Origin of the sequence: Streptomyces sp. NBC_00989 (assembly GCF_045162655.1) — a bacterium.
Lineage (GTDB): Bacteria > Actinomycetota > Actinomycetes > Streptomycetales > Streptomycetaceae > Streptomyces.
The window spans coordinates 3597186-3610265 of the sequence record NZ_CP108728.1 but is presented as its reverse complement, the minus strand read 5'-3'; the positions used below and the strand labels follow the sequence as shown (position 1 = coordinate 3610265).

The 13080-nt window shown below is 69.1% G+C and carries 10 protein-coding genes; 9 read left to right on the top strand and 1 reads right to left on the bottom strand.

Annotation, left to right across the window (positions count from 1 at the left end):
• Window positions 1-76: 76 nt before the first annotated feature.
• The 8 genes from OG714_RS15410 (at window position 77) to OG714_RS15375 (ending at window position 6807) form a co-directional block, all read left to right on the top strand.
• Complete coding sequence (locus tag OG714_RS15410; RefSeq protein ID WP_406121430.1) at window positions 77-1291, top strand: S8 family serine peptidase; 1215 nt, start codon at window positions 77-79, stop codon at window positions 1289-1291.
• Window positions 1292-1387: 96 nt separating this feature from the next.
• Complete coding sequence (locus OG714_RS15405; RefSeq protein ID WP_266773112.1) at window positions 1388-1726, top strand: WXG100 family type VII secretion target; 339 nt, start codon at window positions 1388-1390, stop codon at window positions 1724-1726.
• 64 nt (window positions 1727-1790) lie between these two features.
• A complete protein-coding gene (locus OG714_RS15400; protein WP_406121429.1) occupies window positions 1791-2096 on the top strand; it encodes a WXG100 family type VII secretion target in 306 nt (101 codons plus the stop codon).
• Window positions 2097-2227: 131 nt separating this feature from the next.
• Window positions 2228-2785, top strand: a complete 558-nt coding sequence (locus OG714_RS15395; RefSeq protein ID WP_406121427.1) for a hypothetical protein — start codon at window positions 2228-2230, stop codon at window positions 2783-2785.
• Window positions 2782-3444: a hypothetical protein gene (locus OG714_RS15390; protein ID WP_406121426.1), complete on the top strand. Its 663-nt coding sequence runs from the start codon at window positions 2782-2784 to the stop codon at window positions 3442-3444. The genes OG714_RS15395 and OG714_RS15390 overlap by 4 nt, the downstream gene beginning before the upstream one ends.
• Window positions 3444-5192 carry a putative T7SS-secreted protein gene (locus OG714_RS15385; RefSeq protein ID WP_406121425.1) on the top strand — a complete coding sequence of 583 codons (1749 nt, stop codon included), beginning with the start codon at window positions 3444-3446 and terminating at the stop codon, window positions 5190-5192. Before OG714_RS15390 ends, OG714_RS15385 begins: the two co-directional genes overlap by 1 nt.
• Window positions 5193-5507, top strand: coding sequence for a serine protease (locus tag OG714_RS15380; RefSeq protein ID WP_406121423.1), 315 nt, complete (start codon window positions 5193-5195; stop codon window positions 5505-5507). It abuts the gene before it with no gap.
• Window position 5508: 1 nt separating this feature from the next.
• A complete protein-coding gene (locus OG714_RS15375) occupies window positions 5509-6807 on the top strand; it encodes a YrhB domain-containing protein (protein WP_406121421.1) in 1299 nt (432 codons plus the stop codon).
• Window positions 6808-7259: 452 nt separating this feature from the next.
• Here OG714_RS15375 and eccCa read toward each other — a convergent pair whose 3' ends face one another.
• A complete protein-coding gene (eccCa, locus tag OG714_RS15370) occupies window positions 7260-11225 on the bottom strand; it encodes a type VII secretion protein EccCa (RefSeq protein ID WP_406121419.1) in 3966 nt (1321 codons plus the stop codon).
• A 250-nt stretch (window positions 11226-11475) separates the two neighbouring features.
• On the opposite strand from eccCa, the gene eccD reads away from it, so the two are divergent.
• Window positions 11476-12981 carry a type VII secretion integral membrane protein EccD gene (eccD, locus tag OG714_RS15365; RefSeq protein WP_406121417.1) on the top strand — a complete coding sequence of 502 codons (1506 nt, stop codon included), beginning with the start codon at window positions 11476-11478 and terminating at the stop codon, window positions 12979-12981.
• The last annotated feature ends 99 nt before the right edge of the window (window positions 12982-13080 follow it).

The window sequence follows — 13080 nt, the reverse complement described above, 5'->3', positions numbered from 1 at the left end:
GTACAGAAGCATGAAGTCAGGGACAGGCGTACGCCGCATCCGGGCCGCGCTGTGGGCGAGGAGTGCCCGGAGGCATGTGACCACCGTGGGCGCGACGCTCGGTGCTTTGGCCGTCATGTCTGTTGGGCTCGCCCCTTCGGCGGCTGCCGACGACAACATCCAGTCGCAGCAGTGGTACTTGGACGCGATGAACGCCCAGGGGCTGTGGAAAGTCAGCACAGGTAAGGGCATCTCGGTCGCAGTTGTCGACACTGGCGTCAACCCGGACACGAGTTCGTTGAAGGGGCAGGTGCTCCCTGGAGTCGATGTCACGAAGGCCGCTGGCGATGAAACGGATGACTATCTGGGCCACGGCACTTCAATGGCCGAACTGATCGCGGGGACGGGCAGAGGGGGCGGCCTGAGAGGTGTTGCGCCGGGGGCCGAAATTATTCCGATCCGCACTGCACTTACCGGAATTGGCAAGAAGGCTGAGAAGCAGGGCGACACTTTGGTGAAGGCCATCCGGGCCGCAGCCGATTCCAATGCGAAGATTATTAGCATGTCGCTCAGTGGCGATTTCCCGGTTGACGGCGGGCTTGAAGCCGTGCAGTACGCACAGAGTAAGGGAAAGCTTCTCATCGCCGGTGTGGGTAATGGCGCTGACAGTGGCGAAAACTACATCGGCTATCCCGCCAAGTATCCCGGCGTGGTCGGCGTCTCGGCCATCAACGAGAACGGCGAGGTGGCCAAGTTCTCGGAGAGCGGTGCTTACGTCGACCTGGCCTCGCCCGGCGTAGATGTGCCCACCTGGTGCGACAAGACATTCAAGGCCTACTGCCCCCAGCGCAACGGCACCAGCCAAGCCACCGCCATCACCTCCGGCGCCGCCGCCCTCATCTGGTCCGCTCACCCCAAGTGGACCGCCAACCAGGTCCTCCGCGTCATGATCGACACCGCGGGACGGGACTGGCCGAAGGACACCCCGAGTCGGTACCTCGGTTACGGCACGATCCGGCCCGCGCAGGTTCTCCTGAAGGGCAAGGGAGATCCCGGAGCCGCCGACATCGACCCCGTCAGCAACAAGAAGACGCCCGGGCTGACCACCGGCACCACCGCCTCGCCCTCCGCCTCCGCGTCAACCTCGTCCCAAGCCCCCAACTCCACGTCAGGCGGCCAGACTTCAGCCGCAGCATCGACTTCCGACTCGTCCGGCAACACCACACTGTGGGTCGCTCTCGGCGCCGCCGCGGTCGTAGTGGTGCTCGGCGGTGGAGCCTTCGCGGTGGCTCGTTCGCGGCGAGGCGCATGAGAGCTCGTACACAGGGCTCACCCGACCAACCAGCGCCTCACCACTCGGTGTTGCGCCCCAGGAACACCAACCTCTCTCGCGAAAGGGAGTGCCGAGATGGCTGACGGCCGCAAGCTTGATGACGCACATGTACAAAAGCTCCAGACGAACGTCATCGACAGGTACGACAACGTCAAGAAGCACCTGCAGAAGCTCCAGGGCTGCATCGACATGATCGAGGCGAACTGGACGGGCTTCGGCGCCAACGCGTTCAAGACCAAGCAGCACGAGATCAACGAGCACATGGCCGGGATCGGCCGCATGCTCGACGACTTCCTGAACGGAATTCACCTCACCAAGCAGGACAAGGACAAGCTCGAGGACGAACTCCACTCCACGATCTCCAGCATCGAAGTGGACGCCGGTGCGAAGACCTCGGCGCTCAACCTCTACTGACCGCCCCGAGCGTCGCACCCCGGACCGCGAGGTCCCTCTCACATCGTCAAGGAGATGAGGAAACATGACCGGCACGCCGCACATGCAGGATCTCGCCGTCAAGTACGGCACCCTGGACGCGCTCGCCACTGAACTCGGCAACCTGGCCAAGCAGTTGGAGAGCGACCTCACGGCGCTGAAGAAGGGCGTCCACGACGCGTCCGAGGGCTGGGCCGGTGACGCCTACGACTCCTTCCAGCGGAAGTCGAAGGAGTGGGACGGCCACACCAGTGCCATCCACCAGGCCCTGCTGTCCATCACGCAGAAGGTCCACCAGGCCGGCGGCGACTACCGCGGCGGCGACAAGAAGGCCGCCAGCTTCTTCGAGTAGGACGGGTCGGCCGGAGACAACGGGGTGGGCACGCACGGGAGGTGCCCACCCCGTTGTCGCGTCGGCCGCACGACGTCCCGACAGACCGTCATCTTCGAACCGTCATCTTCGAAACGCATGGGGATCCACACGTGTCCTGGGACGAGTGGGAGCAACTGAAGAAGCAGGCCGCCGAGCGGGGCGGGCCCGGCCCGGACCGTACGAACGACACCGTGCCCCGAGCACGCCCGGTGGACGAGGTCCTGGAGGCACGTTCCCCGGACGATGCTCCCGAGACCGAGACCGAGACCGAGACCGCCGCTCAGCGGATGGACCGGATCAGGAACGCGATCCACGGCTTCCGGGACACCACGGTCCTGGTCCCCCTCGTACCGCTCGACGGCGGTGGCCGCGGATTCCTCACGGCGGACTTCGGCGGTGTGCGCTGGATCCATGCCTTCACCGACGAGTTGGCCGCGGCCGCCTTCGACGCGGCGCGGGGCGCCGCGCACGGCAGGCGTGACTTCATGGTCGTACGGGGATGGCGGCTGCTCGATGTGGTGATCCCGGCCATGGCCGGGCCGTGCGGTGTGGCTCTGGACGTGGGGAGCGACGACGACGGTGTGCTGCTGCCGCCGGTGGCGGGGATCGTGCCGGACGCGGCGGCGGTGGACTCGGGAGCGTACGGAAGTGGTGGACAGCCGTGGTGAGTGACGGCGGTGGCAAGGACATCAAGGCCACGGGGCTGGACGAGATCGCGCAGGGCATCACGCTGACCCTGAACGAGCTCAAGGAGATCGGCGTCGACAGCCTCGCGGGGTCGGGCCGGGGCTTCTCGGATCTGGCGCTGTCGGGGCTGGAGTTGGGGCACGACGGACTGGTGTCGGCCTTCAAGTCGTTCTGTGAGCGCTGGGAGTGGGGCGTGCGCGCGCTGGTCGCGGAGGGCAACAACTTCGCGGCGGGCGTGGGTCTTTCGGCGGGCACGCTGTACGAGACGGACCAGTACGTCGACGGCGCGCTGAAGGTCGGTGCGAACTCGCTGATGGGCAACCCGTATGCCACCGAGGACGAGATCACCAAGATGAGCTGGGGCGACCTGGCCCGGCACAACTCGTTCGCCGACCCGGACTTCAGTGCCAAGTCCATGGAGCAGGCGACGGCCAACAGTGAACAGGCCTGGAAGGACGCGGGCCGGGACGTGATGACCTCACGGACGCTGGGGCCGATGGGTCTCAACCCGGAGAACCTGCACAGCGCGTTCGGGGTGAGCGACAGCGAGTACGAGCAGTCGTTGGACTCCACCTTCGGCCCCTCGCCCGAGGAACGTGCCCAGGCCGCGGCCCGGCAGCAGGGCGGAGGTGAGGGCTGATGGGGTTCGGTGATCTGGTCAACTCGGGGCTGGGCAAGCTCGAGGACGGTGTCGACGCCGGAAAGAAGCTCCTCGGCGAGGGCATCGACAAGGGCACAGACCTCATCGGCGACGGTCTGGACTACGTCGGAGCCCACGACTGGGCCGACGGGGTCGAGGACCTGGGCGACAGCCTCGCCTCCGACCTGGGCGCGACGCCGGGTGAGCAGCAACTAGGCCAGACCGACCAGGCCAACGAGCTGATCCACGGCAACGAGAGCAGCATCCGGGCGACCGCCAAGCATCTGACGGACTTCCGCACGGCGTTCGACAAGGTCGGCGGAGGCATGCGGGGGCTGGACTCCGCGCAGTGGAAGGGCGAGGCCGCCGACACCTTCCGCGAGAAGTTCGCCATGCACCCCCCGAAGTGGCTGCATGCGGCGGACGCGTGCGACGCCGCGGGCAAGGTGCTGGAGTCGTACGCGGACACGGTCAAGTGGGCGCAGGGTCAGGCCCAGCAGGCGATCGACCTGTACAAGAAGGGCAAGAAGGCCTCCGAGCAGGCGATCGAGTCGTACAACAAGAAGGTCGACGCCTACAACGCGGCGATCAAGGCGGACAAGGATCCCGGGCCGCCGCTGGAGCAGTTCACGGATCCGGGGCGCAGTGACATCGCGCGGGCCCGCGAGATCCTGGCCGAGGCGCGCCGTCAGCGGAACGAGGCCGGCGGGGCCGCGGCGGAGAAGGTCACCGCGGCCCTGCGGTACGCGCCCGCCGAGCCGCCCCCGCTGAACCGGCTCATGGCCGACGGCCTCGACGGGTACACGGCGCTCAACACCGAGATCCTGCATGTCGGCGGGGGCGTGATCAAGGGCTCGGCCGATCTGGTCAACTTCGTCCGGGGCCTGAATCCCGAGGACCCGTACAACATCACCCATCCCGCCGCCTACGTGCAGAACGTCAATATGACGCTCGCGGGTCTGGTATCGACCGCCGCGCATCCTGAGCGGATCCCCTCGGCCCTTATCGACAGTTTCAAGAAAGATCCGTCGGAATTCGTCGGCAGGCTGATTCCCCAACTGGTCGGAACCGACGGTCTGGGGCTGGTCGAGGGCGGACTGCGGGTCGCCGCCAAGGAGGGGCTGGAAACCAGCGCGGCGAGTCTGGCCTCCAACGGCCTGAAATACGGCGACGAAATCGCCGGTGCGGAAAAGGCCGCCGCAGGAGCCGCCCCCAAGGACTGGAGCGACCTCGCACGCAGCACGGACCAGGTGTCCGAGAAAGCCATTCACGCGGACTCCGTGGACCCGAAGCTGGCTCAGGAATTCCTCGACGATCAGTTCCCCTGGCTCAAGGACGTCAACAACACCGGGCATTCCGGGTACACCCAAAACTGCAGTCACAACGTGGACGCCGTGAATAAGAACCTGGACGGTGAAAGGGTCGGCGCGGCACCGAAGGAGCATCCCGATCACGTTCCCCCGGAGGCCCTCGGCCTCAAGGGGGTGCCCAAGGGGCACTACAACATGGTCAACAGCTACGATGACATTATCCGCGATCTGCAAGCCCGGGGGGAAGGTTCGAGGAGCGTTGTGTACATCGGCCGGAACGATGGTTCGGCGCATGTATTCAACGCGGTGAACACCGAGCGCGGAGTCGTTTTCCTCGATGGGCAGTCCGGTACGTTGGGGGTCCTTGAGAAGATGGGGGCGGACCCGCACAACGTGAGTTCTGTCGGGCATATCCCCTATCGTGACGGAGTGAAGTAGATGTTGGTCAGGTCCGAAGCGCTCGAATTGGGTGCCGAGTTCATCAAGAAGGCATATCCCGACAAGGTCGATTCCCTGGTCCTCCTTCCGGAGAAGTGCGTGGAATATCCTTTCGGGTGGGGCATTCGATTCGACTGGAAAGAACACCTTGAGACGGGGAACCTCGCCGATGCGCCCTTCACGTCGGTGGTGATCGTTCCGCACAACGGCGAAGCAGCCCATTTCCCGCCCACCGCGTTTCCGGTGGCTGACTACATGAACCGGCGCGCGTCGGGCGATTGGCCGACCGACGACGGGCGCCCCAGGAGTTCGTGAGATGCACAGTCCCGACCAGCGGGCCGCAGCCTGGCTCAGCAGCACGTACCGCGGCCTCGTCGAGCCGGCCACGCCTCGTCCGGTGCACGAGACGGCCGTAGCCTGGATCTACTCCTGTCGAACCCTCAACCAGCAGGGTTATCCTCCGACGCCCATGCTGTCGGCTTCGGTGGTCGTCCCGAAGGACGGGAGTACGCCGTTCCATCCCTCGGTCAGCGCACCGCTCGCGGACATGGAGCCGGCCGGGGAGCGGGAGACGGCCGACCGGGTCGCCCAGCAGGCCCGCAGGATCAACGCCCGTGGTTGCGTGGTGGCCGTGCACTCCGCGATGAACAGTGCCCCGTCGGTTCCGCTGCCGTGGAATCCGTCGGACGAGGCCCCCGGCTGGTGGGCCCGGCTGACACGACGTTATTTCCCGGGCTTCGAGCAGGTACCGGCAACCGACTGGGACTCGGTGATCAGCGCGGTGGCCGCCCTGGGCCCGGACACCCGGGGCGTGGTGTGGGTACGCCGTGAACTGGGCGGTGCCGAGGCGACCGGCAACCTGATCTACGCGCACAACCACAAGGGCCAGGTCGTGCTGTTGGACGGCCAGGCGGGAGGCCTGGCGAAGCTCGACACGTCGCTGCTCCGCGAGCTGATCCTCATCCGTGAGCTGCCCGACGCGAGCCCGGTGCCGAAGTACCCCTGGGAAGCCGAGGCCCAGGACTTCCCGTCGGCCCTCCGCAAAGCCCGACTGTGGCTGGAGCAGGCGTATCACGGTCAGGTCGAACTGGTCGGCCCCGAGCCGGGGGACGAGATCCGGCGCGGCTGGGTCTTCGCCTGCAACACCAAGGGCCATCTGCGCGACGGACGCTGGCAGGACGGAATGGTCGACGCCGCGCTCGTCGTCCCCAAGGAGGCGAGCGCTCCGTTCGGCCTCCCCAACAGCGACCCGTGGGCCTGGTTGCGGCGCTGGGACGCCGGGGGGACGCCGGGATCCGCGGACTTCCCGTTGCCACCGTCCCCCGGCCGCGCGGCATGGTTCGAACCCACCCTGTCCGGCCTGGGCCCGGTCCTCTCCGCGACCGAACACGCCGACTGGGCCGCAGTGATGGACGAGCTCTCGGGCTTCCCGGTCGATGCCCGGGCCGTGGTCTGGGTCCGCCGCGTCGACACCCGAGGACGCGAGTCCGTCGGCCGGTTGCTGAACGCGGTTCACTCGGATCGGGGAGTGATGCTCATCGACGGCGCCTCGGACGCCGCCGTGGCACTGGAAGAACCCGGGATCCGTTCCCTGCATGTCATCCGTTATCGCTGACGATCGTCGGCCTGGGCGATGGGGCGAGCAGGCGCGGAACCTGATGAACCGGCTGGCGGCGGAGAAGACGGCGCTGCGCGACGGGTCAGTGCCGAGGACGGCTGAGCGTGGATGCCGCGAGCGGTCGTTTCGACGTCACGCTCAAGGAGTTCCAGTACGCCGAGGCCGAGGCGGTTGCCTCGCAACTGCCGGACGCACACGCCCAGTTCGTGCGAAAAGCTGAGCCGGATCGCCTTCGCGGCCGTGGTCGTCGACTGCGACCCCACCGACGGCACGACCGGGACACGGACACCTACCCGGCCGGTCACTGCTCCGCGTCGTCCGCCGCGTCCCCGCTGAAGGTGTTCACCGGCGGGGAGACGAAGCGGCGCGGCCGCGCAGACGTGCGGATGGTGACCCCGTCCCGGACCGGATCTCGGCGGGTGCCCGGTCGTGGGCACCCGCCGCTGCGCTCAGTACTCGACGTCGTCCACCAACCCCGTCTGCACCAACGGCTTCCCCCGCTTCCGGGACACGAACACGCCACGCCCCGCGGGCATCGGCCGGGGTCGCACCCCGCCCAGGACGTCGCCCTCGCCGGGGTCGCCCGCCAGGACGACGCCCTGGGCGCCCAGTTCCTGCATCCGTTGCATGAACGACTCGTACGCGGCCCGGCCCGCGCCCGCCGTGGAGCGGGCGATGATGAAGCGGACGCCGACGTCACGGGCGAACGGCAGCATCTCCGTGAGGTTGCCCAGCGGGTTGCCGCTGGACGTGGAGACGAGGTCGTAGTCGTCCACGACGACGTACACCGTCGGGCCCTGCCACCAGCTCCGCTCGCGGAGTTGGCGGGCCGTCACGTCGGCCGTCGGGGTGCGGCGCCGCATCAGGTCCGCCAGGGCGACCATGTGGTGGTCCATGGCGTTGGACATGGGGATGTACTCGGCGAGGTGCGAGGCCGGGGTCGCGTCCAGCAGGGAGCGCCGGTTGTCGATGACGAAGAGCTTCGCCTCGTCGCCGGAGTACCGCTCCGTCAACTGCTTGATCAGCAGCCGCAGGAGGTTCGACTTGCCGGACTCGCTCTCGCCGAAGACGAGGAAGAACGGGTCCTGCTCGAAGTCGACGAAGACCGGCTCCAGGTTGTTCTCGTCGATGGCGAACGCGACACCGCGCTGCGGGAAACGGTCGCCAGGCGGTAGCTGCGCGGCGGCCAACTCGCGCGGCAACAGCCGTACTTCGGGCGCGCCCGGCCCCTCCCAGTGCCGGGACACCTCGGTCGCCAGCGCCTGGGTGGCGTCGGCCAGGTCCGAGTCCGAGACCAGGCCGTCGATACGCGGAACCGCCGCCATGAAGTGCAGCCGCTGCGGTGACACACCGCGTCCGGGGACGCCCGTCGGGACGTTCACCGCCACCTTGCGGTCGATCTCGGAGTCCATCGTGTCGCCGAGCCGCAGTTCGAGGCGGTTCATCAGGTGGTCCTTGAGATTCGCGCGGACCTCCATCGACCGGGACGCGGTGAGCACCAGGTGGATGCCGAAGCCCAGGCCGCGCGCGGCGATGTCCAGCACCGCCGCCTCCAACCCCTCGTAATCCGCGCGGAAGTTGCCCCACCCGTCGATGACGAGGAAGACATCGCCCCAGGGCTGGTCCGTGACCGGGATCTGGCCGCGCGCCCGGCGGGACCGGAACTCCGCGATCGACGGGATGCCCGCAGCGCGGAAGTACTCCTCACGGCGCGTCATCACGCCGTACACCTCGGAGACCGTGCGCCGGACCTTCTCGGGGTCCAGGCGGGAGCCGATGCCGCCCACGTGCGGCAGGCCGGCCACCGAGGACAGACCGCCGCCGCCGAAGTCGAGGCCGTAGAACTGGACCTCGTACGGGGTGTGGGTCAGGGCGAAGGCGCAGATCAGGGAGCGCAGGAGGGTGGACTTGCCGGACTGCGGGCCGCCGACGATCTGCATATGGCCGGCCGCGCCCGAGAAGTCGACCCACAGGTGGTCGCGGCGCTGCTCGTACGGCTTGTCGACCAGGCCGACCGGGACCACCAGCCGGCCCGCGCCTTCGTAGCCGGGCTGCGTGAGTCCGCGGCCCGGCACCGCCGTGAGGCCGGGCAGGAGTCCGTCCAGCGAGGGCGGGCTGTCGAGCGGCGGCAGCCACACCTGGTGGGCCGCGGGACCCTGCGCCTCCAGCCGGCGCACGATGACGTCGAGCACCGTGTCGGCGAGCGCGTCGTCGATGTCCGGGGACTCGGCGCGCTGCTGCGGCACCGCCGTGTAGTGCACCGGCACCTCGGCCGCCGTGAACAGCACCGGCCGCCGGTCGACCGGCAGTTGACCGGCACCGAACGACGCCTGCGGGGAGCCCGAGCGGTAGGTACCGGACACATAGGCGGCCTTGAACCGCACCATCTCGTCCGTGCCGTACTTCAGGAAGCCGGACCCGGGAACGTTCGGGAGTTCGTACGCGTCCGGCACGCCCAGCGCCGCCCGCGACTCGGCCGCCGAGAAGGTGCGCAGACCGATGCGGTACGACAGATAGGTCTCCAGACCGCGCAGTCGGCCCTCCTCCAGGCGCTGCGAGGCCAGCAGCAGATGCACGCCGAGCGAGCGGCCGATCCGGCCGATCTGCACGAACATCTCGATGAAGTCCGGCTTGGCGGTGAGCAGTTCGCTGAACTCGTCGATCACCAGCACCAGGGAGGGGATCGGCTGTAGCGGGGCGCCGGCGGCGCGCGCCTTCTCGTAGTCGTGGATGTTGGCGTAGTTGCCCGCGTCGCGCAGGAGTTCCTGGCGGCGGTTGAGTTCGCCGCGGATGGAGTCGCCCATGCGGTCGACCAGTGTCAGATCGTCCGCGAGGTTGGTGATCACGGCCGCCACGTGCGGCATCTGCGCCATGCCGGCGAAGGTGGCGCCGCCCTTGAAGTCCGCGAGGACGAAGTTCAGGGTCTCCGAGGAGTGGGTGACCGCGAGACCGAGCACCAGGGTGCGCAGCAGCTCGGACTTGCCGGAACCGGTGGCGCCCACGCACAGTCCGTGCGGGCCCATGCCCTCCTGCGCGGCCTCCTTCAGGTCGAGCATCACGGGCCGGCCGTCCTCACCGAGCCCGATCGGCACCCGCAGCCGCTCCGCCAGCGAACGGGTCCGCCAGGTGCGCTTGGTGTCGACGGAGGCCGCGTCACCGAGGTTCAGCAGATCGGTGAACTCCAGGTTGGCGAGCAGCGGTTGGTCGTCGTCCCCGCCGGACGCCATCCGCAGCGGTGCCAACTGCCGCGCGAGCGCCTCGGCGGACTCGTACGAGAGGGCGTCGGGAGTCCCTTCGTAGACGTCTCCGTGACCGGACTCCAGATGCAGCGACGTCGGCTGTACGACGATGGAGAGCTCGCCGCGGGCCGCGGTCGGTTCGCCGGGGACGACGTCGACGAGCGTCACACCCTGGAGACCCTCGGGGTTGGCGAGGACCGAGTCGGGGGGCAGGGAGACCCCGTCGAGGACGACGACGATGTGCGGCTCGTCCGGCAGCGGTGCCGCGGCGGGGTGGAAGCGCGGACGGCCGGTCAGCCGGGCGGAGATCAGGTTCTCCAGCTCGCGCAGGTCGCTGTCGATCAGCCGTCGGCTGCCCGCGCCGTCCGTGGCGCCGGGCGCCTGCGCGTGCGGCAGCCACTTGGCCCACTCCCAGTGCGGCAGGGCCTCCCTGGCCGCCGCGACGACGATCACCAGGTCCTCGGGCGAGTGCAGCGCGGCCAGCGAGCCGGCCAGAGCCCGCGCGGAGGACCGTACGGACTGCGCTTCGCCGCTGATCGTGAGGTAGGAGAAGGCGCGCAGGGAGACCGCCATCGGCAGGTCGTCGAGGGTGCCGTGGACGGACAGGAAGCGCTGCATCGCGCCCGCCGTCAGCGGCTCCAACTGCTCGACACCGCCGGTCTCGGGGGCGATGAGCGGAGTGGCGAGCGACTGCCGGCCGAGGCCGATGCGCACCTGGCCGAAGTCCTCGTCGCCCGGCCGCCGTTCCCACACCCGGCTGCCCTCGGCGACCAGCGCCCAGAGCTGCTCGGGGGAGGGGTGGAGGTAGTACTGCGCGTCGCGCTGCGCCCGCGCGGTGTCCAGGGCGGTCCGCCGGGTCTGCGCCAGGTAGCGGAGATAGTCGGTGCGCAGGTCCGCCAGCTGACCCTGGTTGCCGCGGCGGAAGCGGACCACCATCGCGATGGACATGGCCACCGTCGAGACGATCATCACCATGCCCATGATCTTCATGAACGGCTGTCCGTTGGTGAAGAAGAACACCACCGAGCCGCCCATGCCGAGCGTCGGCAGCAACTGCATCAGGACGCTCTCCTGATGCCCCCGAGGCAACTCGGGCGGAGGTTGCAGGACGATCTCGTCCGTGGGCACCTCGGACGGCAGCGCCCGCGGCGGGCGCTTGACGACGATGTGGCTCACTGCTCACCAATTCCCTTGCGCGGCCCCGGGACTACCGTCCGCCACCCCGTGTCAGGCGGACGCAGGCCGCCGCGTGATCCTACTGACTTCGCGGGAGACGGGTGAGCGGTAGGGTGCCGGATGTTCGCGCGAGCACACGCGAACCAGGCTGGGAAAACAGGGCATTCCACGCGATGTGAAGGTGCGCGGAACGCGTCGCGCGACACCTTCACAACGTAGACGCAGAATCATCATTGAGGGGGAGCAACAGGTGAGCATCACGGCCTCCGCGGCGGGCGGGCCCGGTACCGGAGCCCCGGTCGCCACCGGCCCGGGGCTCGGTTTCTGCCGGGTCACGATCGTCGCGCCCGACAGCCGGATCGACGTGGCACTGCCCGACGACATCCCGGTCGCCGACATCTACCCGGAGATCCTCAGGCTCTCCCGGCAGAGCCCCGCCGAGGGCGCCCCGGTCGGCTACCACCTGGTGCGCCGGGACGGCACCGTCCTCGACAGCTCCCGCACGTTCGCCGCCCAGCGCATTCTCGACGGCGAACTGCTCACGCTGCGCCCCTTCTCCGAGTCGCTCCCGCCGGCCGTGTTCGACGACGTGTCCGAGGCGGTCTCGGCCGCGGTGACCCGCGAACACACGCTGTGGGACGGCGAGTTGACCCGTGCCGCCGGCCTCGTCGGCGGCGGTGTCCTGCCGGCCCTGCTCGCCTTCGTCGCCTGGACCGCCGACCCGCGCCACGACATGAACAGCCTGCCCGGCATCCTCGCCGCGGTCGTCGGCATCCTGCTGGTCGTCCTGGCCTGCGTCCGCGCCCGGGTCTACGACGACCGGTCCTCGGCCATCGCGCTGGGCCTCGGCGCCCTGCCCAACATCGGGGTGGCCGGCTCGGGCCTGCTGCCGCTCACCGACGGCCAGGGGATCGGCAAACTGCAGTTCCTCCTCGCCTGCGCGGCCGTGCTGGTGGCCGCCGTCGTCCTCACCCTGTGCTCACCCGGCGGGGACGCGCCGTTCGTCGCCCTCGTCTTCGCGTCCGCGGTCGGCCTGATCGTCGCGTTCATCGCGATCCGGGCCCACTGGACGCCGTCCGAGATCGCCGCCCTGTGCGCCCCGGTCGCGGTCGGCGCGCTGGCCTTCCTGCCGGGCCTCTCGATGCGCTTCGCACGCCTGCCGATCGGCTTCGACCCCCCGAACACCACCCCGCGCAGCGCGTACGGCGCCGAACCCGCCACCCAGGAAGCGGTCGACACCGAACGCGTCGCCGCTCAGGCGCGCCGCGGCCACGAACTCCTCGTCGGCCTCGTCGGCGGCTGCGCGGTCACCGCCCTCGGGGCCACGGCCGTCCTCGGCTTCTCCGACGACGTCTGGGCCCAGCTGCTCGCCCTCGCGACCGGTGTCGCGCTGCTGATGCGCGCCCACCTCTTCCGCTACACCGCCCAGGTCGCCCCCGTCCTGGCCGCCGGACTCGGCTCCCTCGTGCTGCTCGGCCTGGGCCTCGCGCTCAACCCGCCGAACTCCCTGATCCACGAGGCGCTCCGCGGCGACCGCGGCGGCCTCGACATCCGTACGGTCTGGCTCGTCGCGGCGATCGCGGCGGCCACCGCGCTGGTGACCGCGATCGGCCTGATCGTCCCGCGCAGCGGTCTCACCCCGTTCTGGGGGCGTTTCCTGGAGATCGCCGAGGGCTTCGTCCTGCTGACGCTGGTGCCGCTGGCGCTCGCCGTCTTCGACGTGTACGCGACGGTCCGCTCGCTGACGAGCGATTGACCTGCTGGTGCCTCTCGTCGGTGACAGCCGACGAGAGGCAGATGTACGACGACGCGGACCGACGCAGATGACGTAGATCGCCGGAAGGCGCCGAAAGGA

Coding starts and splice junctions, on each gene's coding strand:
- OG714_RS15405 (WP_266773112.1), top strand. CDS start 1,388: ATGGCTGACGGCCGCAAGCTTGATGACGCACATGTACAAAAGCTCCAG.
- OG714_RS15400 (WP_406121429.1), top strand. CDS start 1,791: ATGACCGGCACGCCGCACATGCAGGATCTCGCCGTCAAGTACGGCACC.
- OG714_RS15385 (WP_406121425.1), top strand. CDS start 3,444: ATGGGGTTCGGTGATCTGGTCAACTCGGGGCTGGGCAAGCTCGAGGAC.
- OG714_RS15380 (WP_406121423.1), top strand. CDS start 5,193: ATGTTGGTCAGGTCCGAAGCGCTCGAATTGGGTGCCGAGTTCATCAAG.
- OG714_RS15375 (WP_406121421.1), top strand. CDS start 5,509: ATGCACAGTCCCGACCAGCGGGCCGCAGCCTGGCTCAGCAGCACGTAC.